At 41.0% G+C, this 20,126-nt stretch carries 15 protein-coding genes and 3 tRNA genes; 6 read left to right on the forward strand and 12 right to left on the reverse strand.

Going from position 1 to position 20,126, the window contains the following annotated elements; all coding sequences use genetic code 11:
• Positions 1-116 precede the first annotated feature (116 nt).
• From WSC_RS0102980 to panP, 4 genes are read right to left on the reverse strand one after another with little or no spacing between them, the layout of a single operon-like run.
• Positions 117-914 (reverse strand): CLCA_X family protein, encoded by a 798-nt coding sequence (locus tag WSC_RS0102980; RefSeq protein WP_016954416.1) that lies wholly within the window; start codon positions 912-914, stop codon positions 117-119.
• A 6-nt stretch (positions 915-920) separates the two neighbouring features.
• Complete coding sequence (rlmB, locus tag WSC_RS0102985; protein WP_016954417.1) at positions 921-1,673, reverse strand: 23S rRNA (guanosine(2251)-2'-O)-methyltransferase RlmB; 753 nt, start codon at positions 1,671-1,673, stop codon at positions 921-923.
• 3 nt (positions 1,674-1,676) lie between these two features.
• Complete coding sequence (gene rnr / locus WSC_RS0102990) at positions 1,677-4,142, reverse strand: ribonuclease R (RefSeq protein ID WP_016954418.1); 2,466 nt, start codon at positions 4,140-4,142, stop codon at positions 1,677-1,679.
• Position 4,143: 1 nt separating this feature from the next.
• Positions 4,144-5,811 carry a pyridoxal-dependent aspartate 1-decarboxylase PanP gene (gene panP, locus WSC_RS0102995; RefSeq protein WP_016954419.1) on the reverse strand — a complete coding sequence of 556 codons (1,668 nt, stop codon included), beginning with the start codon at positions 5,809-5,811 and terminating at the stop codon, positions 4,144-4,146.
• Positions 5,812-5,979: 168 nt separating this feature from the next.
• On the opposite strand from panP, the gene WSC_RS0103000 reads away from it, so the two are divergent.
• Together WSC_RS0103000 and WSC_RS21695 are read left to right on the forward strand one after the other, a co-directional pair.
• Positions 5,980-6,294, forward strand: a complete 315-nt coding sequence (locus WSC_RS0103000) for a YebG family protein (RefSeq protein WP_016954420.1) — start codon at positions 5,980-5,982, stop codon at positions 6,292-6,294.
• A 267-nt stretch (positions 6,295-6,561) separates the two neighbouring features.
• Positions 6,562-8,736, forward strand: a complete 2,175-nt coding sequence (locus tag WSC_RS21695; RefSeq protein ID WP_016954421.1) for a DUF6351 family protein — start codon at positions 6,562-6,564, stop codon at positions 8,734-8,736.
• 93 nt (positions 8,737-8,829) lie between these two features.
• Here the strand turns inward: WSC_RS21695 and WSC_RS0103010 are convergent, their stop codons facing one another.
• From WSC_RS0103010 to WSC_RS0103030, 5 genes are all read right to left on the reverse strand, one after another.
• Positions 8,830-10,059, reverse strand: a complete 1,230-nt coding sequence (locus WSC_RS0103010; RefSeq protein WP_016954422.1) for a hypothetical protein — start codon at positions 10,057-10,059, stop codon at positions 8,830-8,832.
• A gap of 30 nt (positions 10,060-10,089) precedes the next feature.
• Positions 10,090-10,896 (reverse strand): outer membrane lipoprotein-sorting protein, encoded by an 807-nt coding sequence (locus WSC_RS0103015; RefSeq protein WP_016954423.1) that lies wholly within the window; start codon positions 10,894-10,896, stop codon positions 10,090-10,092.
• A complete protein-coding gene (locus WSC_RS0103020; RefSeq protein ID WP_016954424.1) occupies positions 10,862-13,201 on the reverse strand; it encodes an efflux RND transporter permease subunit in 2,340 nt (779 codons plus the stop codon). The genes WSC_RS0103015 and WSC_RS0103020 overlap by 35 nt, the downstream gene beginning before the upstream one ends.
• Positions 13,202-13,234: 33 nt before the next feature.
• Positions 13,235-14,014 (reverse strand): TetR/AcrR family transcriptional regulator, encoded by a 780-nt coding sequence (locus WSC_RS21700; RefSeq protein WP_016954425.1) that lies wholly within the window; start codon positions 14,012-14,014, stop codon positions 13,235-13,237.
• A gap of 183 nt (positions 14,015-14,197) precedes the next feature.
• Entirely contained in the window at positions 14,198-15,166 is a 969-nt protein-coding gene (locus WSC_RS0103030) for a CobW family GTP-binding protein (protein ID WP_016954426.1), read from the reverse strand.
• Between the two features lie 227 nt (positions 15,167-15,393).
• Here WSC_RS0103030 and WSC_RS0103035 point away from each other — a divergent pair, with 227 nt between their 5' ends.
• The 4 genes from WSC_RS0103035 to WSC_RS0103050 are packed head-to-tail and all read left to right on the forward strand — an operon-like array spanning position 15,394 to position 19,538.
• Complete coding sequence (locus WSC_RS0103035) at positions 15,394-16,911, forward strand: YifB family Mg chelatase-like AAA ATPase (protein ID WP_016954427.1); 1,518 nt, start codon at positions 15,394-15,396, stop codon at positions 16,909-16,911.
• 50 nt (positions 16,912-16,961) lie between these two features.
• Positions 16,962-18,140 (forward strand): FAD-dependent monooxygenase, encoded by a 1,179-nt coding sequence (locus tag WSC_RS0103040; protein ID WP_016954428.1) that lies wholly within the window; start codon positions 16,962-16,964, stop codon positions 18,138-18,140.
• A gap of 5 nt (positions 18,141-18,145) precedes the next feature.
• Positions 18,146-18,574 carry a lysozyme inhibitor LprI family protein gene (locus WSC_RS0103045; protein WP_157447171.1) on the forward strand — a complete coding sequence of 143 codons (429 nt, stop codon included), beginning with the start codon at positions 18,146-18,148 and terminating at the stop codon, positions 18,572-18,574.
• Positions 18,567-19,538 carry a sulfite exporter TauE/SafE family protein gene (locus tag WSC_RS0103050; protein WP_016954430.1) on the forward strand — a complete coding sequence of 324 codons (972 nt, stop codon included), beginning with the start codon at positions 18,567-18,569 and terminating at the stop codon, positions 19,536-19,538. Before WSC_RS0103045 ends, WSC_RS0103050 begins: the two co-directional genes overlap by 8 nt.
• A 120-nt stretch (positions 19,539-19,658) precedes the next feature.
• Here WSC_RS0103050 and WSC_RS0103055 read toward each other — a convergent pair.
• The 3 genes from WSC_RS0103055 to WSC_RS0103065 form a co-directional block, all read right to left on the reverse strand.
• Positions 19,659-19,733 (reverse strand) — tRNA-Gln (locus tag WSC_RS0103055).
• Positions 19,734-19,737: 4 nt separating this feature from the next.
• A tRNA-Leu gene (locus WSC_RS0103060) sits at positions 19,738-19,820 on the reverse strand.
• A 6-nt stretch (positions 19,821-19,826) separates the two neighbouring features.
• A tRNA-Met gene (locus WSC_RS0103065) sits at positions 19,827-19,903 on the reverse strand.
• Positions 19,904-20,126: the final 223 nt, after the last annotated feature.

Here is a 20,126-nt window from a genome sequence, read left to right on the forward strand (position 1 = left end):
AACACTACATTTTCATTTAAACAAGTTTTAGCGATATCCTGCTTAAATTTCATCCAAAAACTCAGTAATTCTCTGCCAAAATGTCAATCAGCAGAAATAACTAACCATTTTTACGGCTAATAGCCTGTGAGGTTAACTGAGGATAAACCGCGCCCCAATTGCGCAAAGTAGCGGCTAAAAGCATGATTAATAGCAGCTCTATGCTGCTCAGTTGGAAATAACCCAAGTTTAGCTTCTTGCGTTTGTTTAGTGCCGCTAACAAGGTATTGGTTTTTCAACTGATGGTCTTGGACAAAAGCTTCAAAACAACGCGCAGCAAGTTCTTCTGGCAACGCGTAATATACTTGAGCAAGTTGTTTATCCACTTGCGCACAATGGGCAAATAATTTACTGGCAGACTCACCATCACCAGAGAGAAATATTTGTTTATAGATATCAACTAACAATAGATTCAACGGGTGTTCAATCAAGGAGTTGTCTAACAACCAAGCATGCGAGGCAAATTTCTGTTTAGCCCGTTTAAACACTTTGTCGGTAATATAGTGGTCAAATGCATGAAACCATTCATGTGCTAAAGCCCCTGCCCCAGCATTTTTAGCCAGCGCGAGCATATGCCGGTTTAACTCATAATGAGCTTGCACACCTGGCTGCCCACCAGTACCAAAAGCGAGCGATAGGGTATTGCGTAAAGATAAAACTTGCGGCGGTACTTGCAAAATTGTCGCTAAATCCATTAGCGCATCGTAAATAAGATTGGCTGCTTTAGTTTGTTCTTGTTGAGTTACCCAGCGACCGATATGAATGGCTCTAAAACCAAATTGGCGACGGATATCGGCAAAGCTAACATCTGCTTGCCGATATTGCTGACCATTTCTGTAGTAGTTTTTGCTGGCTAATGCCCCAGAATTAACCAAGAGAAATTAAAGGTTGTGCGCTAAACGTTGACGGACAATTTCAAATAAAGTCACGCCAGTGGCAACACTTACATTTAAGCTAGAAACACTGCCTGCCATAGGAATTGAGATAAGCTCATCACAGGTTTCTCGGGTTAACCTGCGCATACCATCCCCTTCTGCGCCCATCACTAAGGCAATCGGCCCTGTCAGTTTTGCTTGATAGACATCTTGGGTGGCTTCACCTGCGGTTCCAACGACCCATACACCCATTTGTTGGATGGCTTTAAGTGTGCGCGCTAAATTCGTCACTTGAATAAAAGGCACAGTTTCAGCAGCACCACAAGCGACTTTTTTCGCAGTTGCATTTAAGCCAACAGATTTATCTTTAGGTGCAATTACCGCATCAACACCCGCAGCGTCAGCAGTACGTAAACAAGCACCTAAGTTGTGTGGGTCTGTTACACCATCCAACACCAATAAAAAGGCCGGTTTAGTTAAATTTTCTAATAAGGTTTCTAGATCATTTTCATTTAACACAGGAGCAGGTCGAACACGTGCAACTATGCCTTGATGTTGTGGGCTTTGACATTTGTCATCAAGCGCTTTGCGCTGAGCAAACTGGACAGACACACCTTGTTTGCGTGCCAAATTGATAATGCTGTTTACTCTATCATCCTGACGACCTTTTAAACAAAAGAGTTCAATAAATCGTTCTGGATGGGTATTCATTAATGATTCAACTGCATGTATGCCAAAAATAATTTCAGATTTGCTCAAAGCTTATCTCCGCTTTTTAGCCGATTTTCGACTGGTTTTCTTTGCATGTTTTTTACTCGTGCTAGAGGCTTGTTTGCCACTGCTACTTTTTGAACTTTTATTGGCACTTTTACCTGTGCCTCGGCCTTTACCTTTCCCTGCTTTGGCTGGCCAAGCGTCACTTTTTTCACCACGCTTTTGTTGGTATTTATTATCTGACAACATTAGCTCTTGGGTTTTACTGCCGGCTGATTTTTTTCGACTTGAACTGCGTTTGTTATCCACTTGTTCTGAGTCTTTCGAGTTTCGACTGCGCCTGAGCTTTTCTTCTTCACTTTGGTATAAAACAAAATCGATTTTGCGCTCGTCTAAATTAGCCGACAAAACTTGAATGGTGACTTCATCACCGAGTTTATACACTTTGCGCTTTTGCTCACCGATTAATCTTTGTTTAGCGTTGTCGTAGATATAAAAGTCGTTATCAAGGTTAGCCACATGCACTAACCCTTCTACGTGAATATCATCTAACCGGACAAAAAAGCCAAAGCTGGTTACAGCTGAAATCACACCATTAAATACGTCACCAACATGATCTTGCATAAATTCGCATTTCAACCAACCAGCAACATCGCGTGTCGCTTCATCAGCTCTGCGTTCTGCCATTGAATTATTGATACCAAGCGCTTCTGCTTCAGCATCCGAATAACTGTGTTCACCACAACCAGCTTGCATCTGTTTCTGTTTGAGCAAAATGGCTTTAATGGTTCTGTGTACCACTAAATCTGGGTAACGGCGAATTGGCGAAGTGAAATGGGCATAAGCAGGCAAAGCTAAACCAAAATGACCATTGTTGTCTGGGCTATAGACAGCTTGTTTCATTGAGCGCAATAACATGGTTTGGATCAACTCTTGGTCTGGTCGGCCCTGAATACGATCAACTAATTGTTTAAAATGTACTGGTTTAATTTCACCAGCGAAGAAGTTGCTTTCAATGCCCAGCTCAGCCAAAAACTGTACAAATTGAGTGAGTTTTTCTCCATCTGGTGCGTCGTGCACTCGGTATAAAGCATTGCCATCGTGTTTAGCGATAAATCGAGCGGCAGCAACGTTAGCTTGGATCATACATTCTTCAATGAGCTTATGGGCATCATTGCGCACCACCAGCTCAATAGAATCAATTTTGCGCTGCGCGTTAAAAATAAACTTAGGCTCAGCGGTTTCAAATTCGATTGCACCACGCTGATGTCTTGCGTCTTTTAACGCATTGTACATAGCGTGTAATTCTTGTAGATGCGGCACTAAGCTTTGATAACGCTCAATCAGCTTTTCATCACCTTGCAAAATTTGACTAACTTTGTTGTAGGTCAGCCTAGCGTGTGAATTCATCACAGCTTGGTAAAACTGATAACCTGACAAACGCCCCTGCTCACTGACAGTCATTTCACAAACCATACACAATCGGTCAACTTGTGGGTTTAACGAGCACAAACCATTCGACAGCTGCTCAGGTAACATAGGTACAACTTGATCAGGGAAATAAACAGAAGTACCACGTAGTTGTGCTTCTGCATCTAACGCTGTTTTCGGGCGCACATAATAACTGACATCGGCAATTGCCACCCATAAACGCCAGCCACCTGACTTTTTCCGCTGACAAAAAACTGCATCGTCAAAATCACGCGCGTCTTCACCATCTATCGTCAATAAGGGTAATTCGCGTAAATCAACTCTGTCTAATTTGTCTTTTTCACCAACAAATTCTGGCACTCGCTCTGCCGCTTTTAAAACTGCATTTGGCCATTCGTGTGGAATTTCGTATTTGCGCAAGGCAATTTCAATTTCCATACCGGGCGCCATATGTTCACCTAGTACTTCAGTGATCTTGCCCGTAGCATTCATTTTTTTATTTGGTCGAGTTAATAAAGTAACCACTACCATTTGGCCGCTGCGAGCACCGTTTTTATGCTCGTTGGCAACAATAATTTCTTGGCTAATGCGGCTGTCATCTGGCATCACATAAGCAATGCCATGTTCAATAAAAATACGTCCAACAATAGATTCATTACGTGCTTGTAATACACGTACAACGCGACCTTCTTTGCGCCCTCTATTATCACTACCCAAAGCTTTGGCTAAAACTAAATCACCATGTAATACGGTCGCCATTTGGCCTTGCGCTAAATATAAATCTTTTTGCCCTTTGGGCAGGCTAACAAAACCAAAACCATCTTTATGACCAACCACTCTACCCACGACTAAACCCAACACCTCTGCTGTTGCATAGTTTTGTTGTTTATCAATAATCACCCGTCCTTCAGCTTCTAAAGCTTTTAAACATGCTGTTAGTTCGTGCTGAGCATCTTTGTCGTTGATATTAAATTGATTGCACAATTCAACATAAGAAATAGGCTGAGATTGCTCGCTGACAAATTGGCTAACTTTTTCCGCCAATAGTGGATGATAATTGAGTTGGGTTGAAGATGAATTCATTCTAATTGGTTGTTAACCTCTGGGTTAATTGATTGAGTTTAGGCAAGGCAATTTCGCTTTCTAATGCCAATACTTGTTGTTCAGCTAAAATATCTCGCAATATAAGCTCTGTTGTCAGTGGATTAGCCAACACCACTCGAAAAACCGTCACGACCTGACCATGGTATTTTGCGACATTAATCCGTGTTCGGCTAACAAAAGATTTACCCGCCTCTCGCTGACGTTTTTGTACAAAACGAGTTAAGTCGTCCAAATACTCATTGATAGTTTGTGTTAGTGCTTGATCTGCAGAACCCAATAAGGATTTTACAGCTGCTGGAACATATCTATAGGTTAATATGCACAACTCAGGCTGTGTGACTAACTCGAAATCTTTATGTTGTTGAATGATACCGGCGAAATATTGCGCTTTTTGTAAGCTTTGGTCAATCAACAATTGGTAGCCTTGCCGCCCCAATATATTCAGCGCCGAATAAACTAGCATAGCCATTCCTGGGCGTGAGCCTTCAAGCGTGTGTGAACCTAAATCTTTAGAACCTTTACGTAACACATATTCTGCATGATGCTCAATTTCACTGGCGAGTTTCGGCGACTTAAACAACACCATACCTGCGCCCATAGGCACATACATTTGTTTATGCGCATCTATGGTCACACTATCTGCTTGCTCAATGCCAGTTAATAAATGTTTGTGTTGTTCTGAAAATAAAGTTGCCCCACCCCAAGCCGCATCAACATGAAAGTGACAGTTTAACTCTGCTGCTAAATCAGCTAATTCATCGAGTGGATCTATAGTGCCGGTTTCGGTTGTGCCAGCAACACCAACAATGGCTAATACTGCAATTTTTTGCTGTTTGAGTTGATAAGCTTTTTCACGCATTTTTGCCACATCAACTCTATGCTTGTCATCCACATCTATCGCGATTAAATCATCTCGGCCTAAACCTAATACATCCGCAGCTTTAGCTAATGAATAATGGCCACGACGCGACACCAATACCGCCATGCCTTGGTATCCATAATGCAGCATAGCTTTAAAAATGCCTGCTTTAGCCACACCAGAAAACTGACCATCGGCTTTTAATAACTGATTGCGTGCAACCCATAAAGCACTGATGTTGGCAATTGTGCCCCCAGAACAAAATGCACCTAATGAATCCGATTCAGAATGCATAAAATCAGCGTAAAAAGCTGGATTATTGTGATAAATCAATTTATGCATCATGCCCAAAACTTGCCGCTCTAACGGGGTAAAAGCTTTGGAGGTTTCAATTTTGACCAAGTTTTGATTCAGCGCAATCATGATTTTTGACAGCGGCAACATAAAATAAGGCAAAGCCGATGTCATATGACCAATAAAACTTGGTGCGGCTGTGTGCACCGACTGCGCAACCAGTTTTTCTAATAAAAACTTGGTATGCTCAGAAACAAATGTTGGCTGGTCAGGAATGCAAGGATCAAAAAAATCACGTTCAATATCGCCAAGCGAAATTGCTTTAGCCACAACGTGTTCTTTGAGAAATCCAGCAAGGTTTTGCGAGATCTCGCTGTCTATTTTACCTAAGGTTGAGTCAGGTGCTTCTGGTACCGTAAATATACGATGAAGCGACTCTATATCGGCTTTTGCTACCTTATTATTTTGTTCTTTCACCTGTGTTTGCAACTGCATCACTGTCACGAATCTGCCAACTTTAATTAAGTTTAGATAACTTGTCTCGTATCTGAGTAATTATTTTCACTATTAGCATAAAAAATCGCCTGTTAGATGAATAAAAACTGTACACAGGCGTCATTATGCATTAAATTAACTGTATAAATAAACAGTTGGAGAAAATAAATGGCTGTAAAAGCACTATGGCAATGTGATCGGGATGGAAAAATGTTTACTAATAAAAAAGATGCAGACGCACATGACCAAATGTTGGAATTAGCCGAGGCGATTGCCAACGCAATTGAAGAAAATGTGCCTGGAATAGAAAGTGACAAACTTGACGATATTGGTCGTTTAGTTGCGCGTAACAAAGACTTATTCGCCAAAGCATTTAAAGGTAAAGCATCTGAATTAACCAAATTAGATTTTGCTGAACCAACAACTGATGCAGAAGCTTCTACAGACGCGAACAAAGTAACTAAATTAAACAAAGTTAGTTAAGCAGTAGCCAACTACTCTAACTTTCCATCGACAGCTAAGTAACCTTATACTTAGCTGTACTTTTTTATTGCCTAACTTCACAACCCTCCCCTAAAGTCTGTTTAGTTAAATAGTACAGGTTTTCTGTACAAAATTTACTCGAACTTCTACACTTAACTAAAACAACCGTTAACCATTTATTAACATCACCCCAGGGTCAAGCGAGTAAATTGTCGATCCTAAAGCTGTGAGGTCTCTGTGATGATAAGAGTAAAACGGCTGACAGGGATGCTTATAGCCATTAGCGCAATAATAGGTTTTACCACTGCGTTTATTTCCAATAAACAAACCAATCCACAGATGATCACCGCGCTACCACCTGTGGAAACTGCACCTGTGTTAATTCCAGACAAACATATACGTCACACGCCAAGGCCCGCAGATACCTTTAACTACCCTATACAACTAGGTGAAGTTGGCCCGCTTAAACCACTTTATTCAGGTGATTTGCAATATCCTTTTGTTTGCATGACAGAAAACTCTGGGTTAGGTCAACCATTAGTCGACAATCAACATGGTTGGGGCACACCTGTATTTAAACATAATAGCGACCGGTTTAACCGAGATAATATTGTCGGTTATAGCAAAGACTGCCAAATACCTTCAGGGTTGAAATATTATGTTATAGATGGCGAAGACATTAGCCAGTACCAACAACAACCAATTGAAAAGCATCAAACTTTGGTACGAGTTGAATATGGTGTGATCCATAGATATGTCTATTTAATTGCAATGCCGATCACAGCCAATGAAATCAATGACAGGAAGTCTAAGTCTTTGTGGAACAATAAGTTAGTTTACCAATTTGCCGGTGGTGCTGGCATAGGGTTTAAACAAGGAGATATGCGCCCAGCTAAATTAATTGAGCGACGTCTTAGCCAACTAAAACAAGGTTATGCTGTGATTAGCTCAGGTGCTAATCGCACTAGCCATAGTTACAATATGTTAATGGCCGAAGACACAGCATGGCGAGTAAAACGTCAGTTTATCAGCCTGTATGGTGAACCTTTATACACAGTCGGTGTTGGAGGCTCCGGCGGCGGCTTAGCACAATACTTAATGGCACAAAATTCACCAGGCTTAATTGATGGTGCGCTGCCGCTTTATTCTTACCCAGATATGGTATCGCAAGCTTTATATGCGCTGGACTGTGATTTATTAAACAACTACTACACCTTCAAAACCGATGAACCTGAAACATGGCAAAATTGGCAAAAACGTCAGCAAATTGAAGGATTAAATGCAGATAACGGCAAACCACATAAAGGCGCATTTTTCCAACCGATAAATCAAATTTTAAGTGGTGTAATGCCAAGCTACCCTAAAGGCAATAGTGAATGTATAAACGGCTGGTTTGGTTTATACGCTTATATTCATAACCCACGCCAAGGCTGGTTAAACAATGCGGTATCTGACGACTTAAAAAAACATGTGCATTGGAGCCACTGGCAAGATCTGGTTAACGTCTATGGTAAAAATGAACAAGGTTTTGCCCGGCACATATGGGGTAATGAAGGAGTGCAATATGGTTTGAAAGCCCTACAGCAAGACCGGATAACACTTGAGCAATTTATTGATATCAACAAAAAAATTGGTAGCTGGAAAGCACCCGACAAAATGCAAGCAGAACGCATTGCTGATATACCAGGGATCAACCTCAAAATTTGGTTGTCGCTTTGGGGCAAACACAACGTCCAACTGCCTGATAGCAATCAAATTGCGCCGCGCAGTAAAACTGATCATATAGCTGTTGAACGAGGATACAGATACGGACAAATTTTCGCTGGGCTTGCTGACATTCCTATTTTAGATGTGCGCCATTATTTAGAAGATAAGTTTGATATGCACCATGTATCAGCCACTTTTGCAGCCCGTATGCGCATGCTGCAGACTCAAGGCCATTATGATAACCAAGTGGTGTGGTTAGCGGATGAAAAACACAATCCAGTTGATGACGCTTTTGCAGTGATGGATCAATGGCTGCTCAATATGCGCAACGGAGATGATGTTTTAAGCGCCAAACCGACTAATTTAGTCGACCAATGTTTTGATGCTCAAGGTGGTGTCATCGCCGCTGGTCAAGATGTATTTGATGGACCTTGGAACAACAAAGAATTAGGCACTTGCAGCCGAATATTCACTGTTTATTCGACCAGCCGCATTCAAGCTGGCGCTTCGTGGCGTGGTGATAGTTTTGACTGTGCAAAAATACCGGTCGCCCAAGCGATTGAACAAGCTTGGTATGGTCGGCATGATATGAAGAATCAACAGCCAATATTAGAACAAATATTCCCAACAGGTGTTTGTGATTATAGCCAAGCAGACTTAGCTAAACCGGCCGATCTAGCGCTATTTTGGCCAGATACTGATTTAACTCAACAAACGGCTCAAACAGCAAATTGAACGGGTGACTAACCTGACCCCTGGATAATAAATAAAAACGCCCCAGAGCAGACTGCTATGGGGCGTTGTCGTATCCAACTGGTAACTAGCAGATTAGTAATACCACTCAACCGCTAACTGGACAAAATCTTCGTTGGTAAAGGTGTAACCTACGTCTGTCGGATCTTCTGAATTAAATAACCACATGTCTAAGGTGATTTTGGTTGAGTCACCAACACGGGTACTGGCTTCAATAAATAATGAACGACTATCAGAAAAATCTAAATCTTGCGTCCAACCGGCTAAAATTTCGGTCGAACTAATATCATTTAACACTATACGGGCGGCAAGTGACATATCATTTTGCGTTGGCGTTGTCGCATCCGTACCGCGCTCATCCCAACCATACTCAGCCACAATGCCTAAATCAGTGTAACTGCCAAACACACCAACAAAGGTATATTCAAAACCACCGACCATAGCATTGTAATCGTCAATCAGATCGCCTGAACGATTTATCGCTTCTAACTTCCATATCCAATCTAAATAAATATATTGAGCGACTGCACCAAACTGATTTATTTGTGGATAGAAAGGTGTCAATTTACCTGTGAGTAAACCTTGTGCATCCGTTTGTGGAATAATAGTTGGCTCACGCGAGGTACCATTAAACCAGTTTAAACTGATATCTAAGTCATCATAGGTATTGCGCCAATTCAAAGCGAAATCTATATGGCCAGTTTTATCCGACGATTCAAACAGAGCATTGTCTGTATCAATGATATAAGCACCACGTAAACGCCCTTCTTTACCCGGGAAAGTACGCTCGCGGAAACCTGGTAGGATAAAAGCGTCTAATGTGCCCCAATCTTTGAGAAAAGTTAACTGAACCATAGGTTGGCCCAGTTTCTCTTCACCATCAAAAGCTTCAACTGTGTCCGTTTGGTTAATAATATCAACAAGGTGAACGGTTTCTGTTACTCCCCAAAATACTTTGCTAATACCCATGCGCATTTCCCAATCACGCTCCACATGTAGCCAAACCGCTTCGCGGATATCCACATGGGTACGTTCACTATCTTGGCTGTCTATGCGCACATAAGGTTTAAAAGTTAAACTGTTATTGCCATCTGGCCATTGCCAATAGAATTCTGGCTCAGCTGTAATTGAATACTGGCTATCTGATTGCATTGGATCATGCGAGTGTTCTGCATAATAACGCGCCTCGGCACCAACATAACCACGTAATTCAAATTCTGTAGTATCTTCAGCAATAACAGCGGCTGATAGACTGCTACAAACAGCCGCAATAACAGCGGAAGTAACTTTTTTTAACCTTTGCATAGGTTTGTCCTATTTTGTTTATTTTCTAGCTTAGCGCGCTCGTCTAAGTGCATTTTGTTCAAAATCGCGCGCTTCTAATCCCACTCTAAATTTGGTTTCTGCGGTAATTAAATCTGTGCTTTTACCCGTTTGATGATTAACCATAGATAACTTATGCGCACGCCAATATTTGTCCAAATACAAACGATAATCGTACATAGTTAAAGTTTTAAGTAGCGCGTGTTTTCTGTCATAAAACTCAACTTTTTGCGCTCTATGATGTTTTTGGTCAATCCAAACAATTTGTTTAGTATAACCTGAATACCTATCCGTTGGGATGGATTCTAATACCCAACAGTTTTCGCCATTAACTACTTCGTCACGCAAATATTTATAAGTATACTTTGCCACCTCAAAAGACGCTAAGTCTTCATAAGCGAACTCACTACCCATAAATGGACCTGATTTATTGCGTGATGCAATACGTTTCACACGTTTGAGTGCAGGCAAATACAACCATTGATCATCGGGCTCATTAATGTGTGAATGATTTAAAAATGCAGTACCGGCAACATCTCTTGGTTGATCAAAAATGGTTAAACCTTTATCACCATCACCATCAACTTCAAGAGCACGCGTACGTATCTCCCGGACACTTTCTTCACCTTGGGCATTACGCAAGATCATTTGCGTTTCAGCTTCGCTATCCCCCCAACCTTTGTCGGCGGCTTTGCGCTCAGTTGCAATACGTAGACCTTTTTCTTCTGCTGTTTCTGCAAACAGATTATTTGCGAACAGCAGAGCCCCAATTAAGCTGACCGATTTAAGCCAAACTTTCAGATTGTTTTTGTTCAACATTTTCCACTCCACTAGAATAAACTTTTTTATCAAACACTAGTAAAAACGCAGGTAATAATAAGAAATCGACCACCAGAGCTAATACCATAATAATAGCGGTTAATAAGCCCATATCACCATTCAACGCAAACGAAGATTGCGCTAATACCATAAAACCGACAAATAAAACTAAAGTTGTGATCCACAGGGCTCGACCAACACTTGCAAACGCATATCTAACTGCTTGTTCAGCATTTTGACCTTTTTCACGCGCTTTTTTATATTTACTTAAAAAGTGCACTGTATCATCCACCACTATACCTAAACACATACTGGTTACTATAGATAAACCTAAATTTACTTGCCCCACAAATATTGCCCAAATACCAAAACCCATGGCGGCTGGTGCTAAATTGGGGAGTAAACTAATGAGACCAAATTTGACTGATTTCAGCGCGAATACCAACAATATGCTGATTAGAACCAGAGCAAGCGCACTACCCATCAACATACTTTGCATATTTTTTTCGCCTATATGGGCAAACATCAATGAAGGGCTGGCAGCTGTCACTTGAATATTCGGTGCATTTTCAGCAAACCAAGCTCGTACGGCATTTTCCATATCCATCACTTCTTTTGAACCTAAATTATCCATGGCAATACTGAGTCGCATGCTCGACTTATCAACGTTTAGTTGGTTATTTAGATCCAATCCATATGGCAATGACATTTCATACATTAACAAAAACTGCGCTGCAATTTCTTGCTGCTCAGGTAATTTATACATAGTAGGATCATCTGCATTCATGTTCTTATTTAACCGTTTAAATGTATCAGTTAAGGTCAAAACATGATCAACTGTTGGTTGTGCTCTTAACCACTGACTAAACTCTTCAACAACAGCTAAAAATTCAGGATCATTTATGCCACTTTCTTTGTTGGTATGAAATGCAAAATCAATGGTCGAGACACCTTGTAAATTGTCGTCCATAAAATCAGAAGCTTGGCGAAACTTAATGTCCTCACCAAAATACTCTACCGGTACATCATTGACTTTATTTAGTGGCACCATAGCTGATATTGCTAAAACTATTACAGCGGTTACTGGCAGTATCAGTTTGTGCTTACGTACAACCCAATCGGCAAATTGATCCATCATAGTTAATTTGCCGTCTCCTGTATTGGCTGGTTTGATTGGAAATACGTAAAGTAAAGCTGGTAATATGGTGATTGCAAAAACAAACGCCATAACCACACCAAAAGCGACTAGATTACCTAAATGGCGCAATGGCGGCACATCAGAAAAGTTGAAGGTTAAAAAGCCGACTGCGGTAGTTAAACTCGTAATAAAGACTGGTGATAAATTTAGTTTAAGTGCTTCAACAATAGCGCGCGACTTTTCCATCCCTTGGCGTAAATTGTAATTTACTGAAGCAATAATATGCACACTATCGGCAACAGCAAGCGTCATAATAATAGTTGGTGCACCTATAGTCGCGGTTGACATATACATGCCAGTCCAGCCAAAAAAGCCCATTGCTGCTAAAATTGAAAACGCGATAACAATTAGCGTGGCGACCGTTGCTAATATTGAGCGTAACAAAATCGCTAACATAATTAACACAGCCAAAAACATCCCAGGAACAAGTGTCTGCAGATCTAAAATCGACTCCTCGGCAAAACTATTGTTCATCATAATAATGCCGGTTAGATGAAAATCGACTTGAGGGTAGAGTTGTGCATATTTGTCAACTAACGCTCGTACCGAAGCTGTCACTTCCATAACATCAGCTGTTTGGTCGAGTTTATCAGGCAATTGCACTGTCACATTTATCATAGTGATATGCCCGGTCGGTGAGACAATGCGATTAACCAACAAAGGCTCATGCAAAGTCACTTCCTTGGCTTTGTCTATCATTTGCTGGGTGATTTCAACATCAGCAAACTCACCAACCAGATAATCTACAATTAAATCATCACCTTCAGCTTCTGTGTGCTGATAATTAGTAATTGAGTCAACCCGAGTTGAAAAAGGCGTTTGCCAAGCGTCTTCGGTCATTTGCATAACCAAAGTAAATACGTCTTTATTGAAGACATCGCCAGATTTAGGCACAACAACAATAGCTACATTGTCGTTTTTGCTAAATGTACGTTGCATGCTTTCAAACTCTTGCAACTGAGCATTTTCAGGCCCAAAGAAGACTTTATAGTCACCGCGAAAATATAAATTTTGCGCGCCTGCAGCTAGGGTAAAAGCAACAATGCAACCAAGCACTATTACCCAAAATGGTCGCTTGACCATAGTTTCTAACCACTGATGTTTCATAGTTATCCCATCCTCTTGGGCCATTTATTTAAATTAGTTAAGCATTTCTACATAGTCGGCAAAATGCTGCTCAATTTTCTGCCAACTGTTTTGATAATCGTAATCGCTGCTGACTGGTTGCCAACCCATACCATCAAACATCAGGTTGATGTTAAATAACACTCGATTGGTTTCGGTTAATCTAGATATCGCAAAGCTTTCAGCTGCATTTTGTAATAATAAGTTCGTGCCAAACGAACACGCCCAATTGGCAAAAGACACATAAGCAATATATTGTTTGTCAATGTTCAAACTGCCGTCTTCAAGACCTTTAACAAAAAAAGAATCGCACAACTGAGCTATCTGTTTGTCCATTTTTTCTAATTGCTCAAGCCTAGGTTTTGACGCTTTTTGTTGTACTGCCGGCGTTTTGCAATTAAGTACACACATATACAAAGCAGGTTCTAACAAGCCATACAAGTGGTAAGCATAATGCACGGCTAAAGCTTGTTCACGAGAATTGCCGGCAAAACTTTGTGCTTTTAGCATCAGCTCGGAGCATAAGCCCATGGAATGCACACCTAATGCGGCTAATAGGTCTTCTTTGCAACAGAAATGATTATAGATAGTGCCTTTGGAATAAGGCGATAAAACAACCAACTTTTCCATGGTCAAATTATTTAAGCCAACTTCATCAACCAATTGATGGGCAAGTTGCAATAACTCTTGCTCACGCTGGAGAATTTTTTCGGCTTTATTACGTGGTGACGACCTATCGACACTATCGCAGTGTCTTTGATATTTTTCTCTTAGTCGATTTAACCAGCATCCCATTGTTGACGTTCCGTTTATTTTTGACACTACGTCAAATTTATACACACCGTCATTTTAGTCGAAAAACACGACAATTAAATAATTTGTTTTAGACGTTTTTAATCTATATAAATTTAAATAGGTTTTATCAAGCAGGGCAGTAGTTGTTACAACTACTGCGACAAATTAATCTAAAGCTAGAGTTTAGCTTAATAAGTGAGTAAAACTTGGTTGGTTGATCTGCTTATCAGTGACAATTTCAAGCACAGCATTATCTAATAAACGAGCGGGTTCAAATCTGACATCGTCAAGTACCGCATTGATTTTCAGCACCCCTTTACTGGTTTTAACCACAGCTTTTACCCTTTGCGCTTTAAGATCAGATATCCAATCTAACAAATCAGTCAACTCAAACTCCACTTCTTGATCAAGCAACCAGCCATAACTCCAATAACCGTCAGAAAAATGTGAGCGCATTATCCAATGTTCACCTTGCGGTATTTCTAGCGCTGCTGTGACAGCTTTATCAACTGGTTGATGATGTTCACTACTTGTGATGGCTGATGGTTTGCTCGCACTTGGTCTGTCTAACCAAGCTAAATCCGCTTGGCCATAACTGATTTGGCCAATCTGCTGCGCATTTGGATAATTACTGCTCCACTCAACAAAAGCAGCTAATTGCTCAGGAGTCGCTTTTTCAACTTTATTGGCAATAATCACATCGGCAATTTGTGCTTGGGCAATAAAGTTTTCATTTTCTAAATATCTTGGATCTTGCACTGTTGCAGGATCAACCATAGTAATAGTTGCTCTAACGTCTAAGTACTTAGAAAAAATCTCATCTTGCAAAGTTTGCATGATTTGTTTCGGATGGCCCAAGCCTGTTGGTTCAATCAAAATACGATCTGGCTTTTGTTTAATCAGTTCATTTAAACCAACACGCATGCCAACCCCTTGCACACAACACATGCAACCACCAGGTACTTGTTTGAGTAAAGCGCCTGAATCTTGTAATAATGCGCCGTCCACGCCAATTTCACCAAACTCATTTACCAATACAGCCCAAGTCTGTTCAGCTGGTTTATGTTTAAGCAAATGTTGGATAGTGGTCGTTTTACCGACCCCTAAAAACCCTGTGATCAAATTAGTTGGTATTTTTGTGTTTATCTGCACTCGTTAGCACTCTTTATCTGTTTATGGCTATATGATGTTTTTTATCCATTTTTACTTGGCTATATTAGCCACAAGCGGCTGCACTATTCAACCAGCTTTATTGATTAATTGACCTTTTAACACGCTTTTGTTTCAATGCTATTTACTCGTGTTGCTTAAAGCAGTTCGGGTTTTGCTTGTTTTATGGAAAAACTTGGTTACATCACCAGGTTAAAGTTGAGGGAATAATGTCATTAGCTATAGTTTATAGTCGCGCTCGTGTCGCCATTGATGCGCCACTTGTTCAAGTTGAAGTACACATATCTAACGGTTTACCGGCTTTTAGCATAGTTGGCTTACCAGAAACCACTGTCAAAGAAGCAAGAGACAGAGTCCGCAGTGCTATTATCAATAGTGAATTTGAATTCCCTGACAAACGTATAACAGTTAACTTAGCCCCAGCCGATTTGCCCAAAGAAGGCGGTCGATTTGATTTGCCGATTGCAGTTGGTATTTTAGCTGCAAGTCAGCAAATTCCACTTGAAGCCATTGCTGATTATGAATTTGCCGGCGAACTAGCATTATCAGGGGAATTACGCGCTATTTTAGGTGAAATCCCACTAACAATGGCTTGCCATCAAGCCAAACGCAAAACCATTTTACCCTCAAGCAATGCACAAACCGCAGCGCGTATTCAACAAGCGCAAGTTTTTGGCGCAAATAACCTAATAGCCGTTAAACAACATTTAACCGCTGAACAAGTTTTGCAACAAGCGCAATGTCAACAGGGTCAACACCAGACTGAACACGTGTTAGATATGCAAGATGTTATCGGCCAACCACATGCGAAAAAAGCTTTAGAAGTTGCCGCAGCAGGTGGCCACCACATGTTGATGTTAGGTCCACCTGGTACAGGCAAAACCATGTTAGCCGAACGTTTAGCGACTATTCTGCCCCCTTTAAGCGAACAACAAGCAATAACAACCGCCGCAATTTATTCAATAACGGGTAAACAAATTGAAAACGATAACTGGTATACCCGCCCTTTTCGCTCACCGCACCACACTTGCTCTGCAGTCGCTTTAGTTGGTGGTTCAAGTCAACCTAAACCCGGCGAAATATCACTGGCTCACAACGGTGTATTGTTTTTAGATGAGTTACCAGAGTTTGATCGTAAAGTATTGGATGTTCTGCGTGAACCGTTAGAATCAGGCAAAGTAACCATCAGCCGCGCCGCAAGGCAAGTTGATTTTCCGGCTGAGTTTCAATTAATTGCAGCGCTCAATCCATCACCATGTGGTCATTACAACGATGAACACATGCGCTCGACCCCAGAACAAATGTTGCGTTACTTGAGTAAATTATCAGGTCCATTTTTAGACAGAATTGATATTCAAATTGAAGTTGCTCGTTTACCCAAAGGCAGTTTACGTGACAACTTAGAGCGCGGCGAAACTTCTGCGCGCATTCGCCAACGAGTCTTCGCAGCGCAAGCTGCGCAGTTAAACCGCCAAGGTAAACTTAATTGTGATTTATCCAACAGAGAATTAGAGCAATATGCGGCGATTAGCCCAACTGACGCTGACTTTCTCGAAACTGCGATCGAAAAGCTCAATTTATCCATTCGCGCTTATCATAGGTTAATAAAAGTAGCACGCACCTTGGCAGATTTAGCCGACGCGGAACAATTAGACAGAAGCCATTTAGCTCAAGCACTTAGCTATAGAGCTATGGATAGATTATTGATCCAGCTTCGTAATTTATAAGATTGATTATGTTATTATGCACAGCAAATGAATCGGCTTGGTTTTAAACTGTGCAAAATAATAACTGTGATATTGTAATTGTTGGCGCTGGTATGGTGGGTGCAACCCTTGCATCTGCGTTAAAACAACTAGGTTATTCATGCCTATTGCTCGACAAAAGCCAACCAACATTTGCTATCAATAGTCCAACGCCAGATTTACGCGTATCGTCTATTAGTTTGTCATCCGTCAATTGGTTAACTGAACTAGGCATTTGGCAGCAGTTAGACCCGTCACGAATAAATGCGTTTACTCAACTATCGATGCAAGAAAAACAACATGCGAGTTGTCATTTTAATGCCTCTGATATTCAGCAACAGCAGTTAGGCTGTTTTGTTGAAAATCAACATCTGCAATATGCTGCGCTGCAACAATTTTCTGAGCCTGTGCGAGTTGAAACAATCACGGATATCAACCAAACTGCAGATGGCTGGGTACTTGATACTGAGCAACAACAAATTCATTGCCAATTATTAATTGCGGCCGATGGCGCGCAGTCACAAGTACGTAATGTATTAAAACAACCAACCAGTGGTTGGCAATACAATCAAGCTTGTTATTGCGCCAATATCCAACTCACAGGCGATTCTGGTCAGCATACTTGGCAAGTCTTTGATAACCACCAAGCTCAAGCGCTGGCGTTTTTACCTTTGTACGATAATTTCGCCACACTCATAATTTACGACCAGCCGGCAAAAGTGCGTCAACTAGCCCAACAGTCAAACGCTGAACAGGCTCAATATCTAAGCCAGTTATTTAGCCGTTATTTAAACGACTCAGATTTTCAGTTTCTCGCTAGTGCATCTTTCCCACTACAAAAAATGACTGCCGCTAACTTAGCCAAAGATAACTTAGTTTTATTGGGTGATGCAGCTCATACCATTCACCCATTAGCTGGCCAAGGGGTTAATTTAGGCATTAGAGATGCACAATTGTTGTGCCAAACACTTTCAGCGCTAAAGGGGGATTTATCCGCGATACATCAACAAAATTTTTGGCGACAATTTCAATTTAAACGCAAACTTGATATAAACAGCATGAGTTACTTAATGGATTTGCTCTATTATAGTTACTCAAGTCAATCACCTATATTAAAAGGCATACGACGCAGTTTAGTCACTGGACTGAATCAATTACCTTTGGTTAAGTCAAGCATCTTAAAAGCTGCAATTGGGGAGTTTCAAGGTTAATGCTATTGGTTAGATCACATAAAAACGTTATGGTAATTATTTTATTAGCTGGATTGACAAGTTTTACTGCGATTGCAGAAAGCGCCAAAGCCAAAGCGAATAAACTTATCGAAAACTGCAAAACCAATAGTGCCAGCCAAACAGCTTACGCTATTTGTTTAGATGAAACCGAAAAACAAGTTTTACGCGAATTACAAACATGGATTGTCGATGCTGAAGACAAATTAACAGCACAAGTAAACAACACTGGTAACCAAAGCATGTTAAGTGAATTTAAACGTGCAAATGCCCACTACGACAAATTTATCGAATCACAATGCCGCAGTGTATTTTTTCAAAACCTGACCTCTTCTGAAGCAGCAAGTAAATTTAGAGCATGTAAAATCACCAAAACAATCCAACGCATAGAACAATTGAAAGAAGAAAGTGAGTAGTAAATTAAAGCCTAACCTTGCGTGGTTATACCCTATCGCTTTGCTCAGCCTAGTTGTATTTTGGTTGGTCAGCGACAAACCGCTCGCTGCGGGTGAATTGTTCGCGCAGTATTGGACCTCTGCACTCACTATGGTGTTTGGCTCATTTGTCGCCGGAATTACTCCATTAGGAGGTGGTGCGGTTGCATTCCCAGTCTTAACTAAAGTTTTTGCGGTAAATGCCATAGATGCTAAATATTTTAGTTTAACCATACAAACTATAGGCATGGGCTTTGCGACACTGTTTTTTATCAGTCGAAAAGTTAAAATTCACTGGGAGCTACTCGGCTATTGTTTTCCAGCAGCCTTGATCGTATTGCCTTTTGCGTTGAGCCAAACAAGCTTAAGCGCACAGTGGTTAAGATTTGCCTTTAGTGAATTTATTTTAGTGACAGCTTGGGTGTTATGGCTGTGCAACCATAGCCTATATGCGCGTAGGCACGAACTAAAATACAAACCACTGATCCTATTCGCCACAGCCGTGTTAGGTAGTTTTTTATCCGCCAGTTTAGGCTCTGGCTCAGATGTTGTATTGTTTTTTGTATTAGTTTATGTGCTGAAATACCCAATTAAAGAAGCTATTCCGAGCACTGTAGTGTTAATGGCATTTAACGCAATTTGCGCATCAATCTGGTTGGTTTTTATCGAATCAATCGAACTATCCGACTTTGTGATAAATAGTTGGTGGACAGCTTGTATTGTTGCCGCAATAGGCGCGCCGCTAGGGGCTTTTATGCTAACGGTATTAAAAGAACATACCCTACGAAAACTTATCTACCTGGTAATCAGCTTAGAGTTGCTTAGCACCATATTCAACCAATCTTTAGACATAGAGTTACGCTATTTAGTTGCGGCCTCTAGCTGTGTGCTCTTATTAGCAATAGCGCACAAACGCTTCCGTAGTAAACCAGCCAAACAGAAATAACGAAAACTCGGGACAATAACCAAGGTGAGCTTTGAATAACTTTGTTTTTCTAGATGAAGATCTAGCAGGAAACCGAGTTTTTTGAGTGAAAGTATTTTTGAATTTATCTAGAAGATTAAATGGCTGGGGTACCAAGATTCGAACTTGGGAATGGCGGGATCAAAACCCGCTGCCTTACCGCTTGGCGATACCCCAGCAATGGTGCGGAAGGAGAGACTCGAACTCTCACACCGAAGTACTGGAACCTAAATCCAGCGCGTCTACCAATTTCGCCACTTCCGCTAAAAATGGTGGCTACAGCGGGAATCGAACCTGCGACCCCAGCATTATGAGTGCTGTGCTCTAACCAGCTGAGCTATGTAGCCACTAACCTCGCCTCAGCGAGTGGCGCGTATTATGCTGATATGACTGGGTCGCGTCAACCCCTTTTTTTCAACTTTTCACACTGTTTTTGTAGTTTTTGTTTATTTAATTAAAAAAGAAGCAAAAGACGTATATAAAACGAACAAAACAGTAAAAAATCACCCGCAAGTTAGTGCCTATCGAACTTCAATTAACTTTTTAAACTAAAAAATAATTATCGGTTGA

The sequence above is a fragment of the Catenovulum agarivorans YM01 genome, from assembly GCF_000281085.1.
GTDB lineage: Bacteria > Pseudomonadota > Gammaproteobacteria > Enterobacterales > Alteromonadaceae > Catenovulum > Catenovulum agarivorans.

Coding starts and splice junctions, on each gene's coding strand:
- WSC_RS0103015 (WP_016954423.1), bottom strand. CDS start 10,896: ATGTTGAACAAAAACAATCTGAAAGTTTGGCTTAAATCGGTCAGCTTA.
- WSC_RS0103000 (WP_016954420.1), top strand. CDS start 5,980: ATGGCTGTAAAAGCACTATGGCAATGTGATCGGGATGGAAAAATGTTT.
- panP (WP_016954419.1), bottom strand. CDS start 5,811: ATGCAGTTGCAAACACAGGTGAAAGAACAAAATAATAAGGTAGCAAAA.
- WSC_RS0103010 (WP_016954422.1), bottom strand. CDS start 10,059: ATGCAAAGGTTAAAAAAAGTTACTTCCGCTGTTATTGCGGCTGTTTGT.
- WSC_RS21700 (WP_016954425.1), bottom strand. CDS start 14,014: ATGGGATGCTGGTTAAATCGACTAAGAGAAAAATATCAAAGACACTGC.
- WSC_RS21695 (WP_016954421.1), top strand. CDS start 6,562: ATGCTTATAGCCATTAGCGCAATAATAGGTTTTACCACTGCGTTTATT.
- rnr (WP_016954418.1), bottom strand. CDS start 4,142: ATGAATTCATCTTCAACCCAACTCAATTATCATCCACTATTGGCGGAA.
- WSC_RS0103035 (WP_016954427.1), top strand. CDS start 15,394: ATGTCATTAGCTATAGTTTATAGTCGCGCTCGTGTCGCCATTGATGCG.
- WSC_RS0103020 (WP_016954424.1), bottom strand. CDS start 13,201: ATGAAACATCAGTGGTTAGAAACTATGGTCAAGCGACCATTTTGGGTA.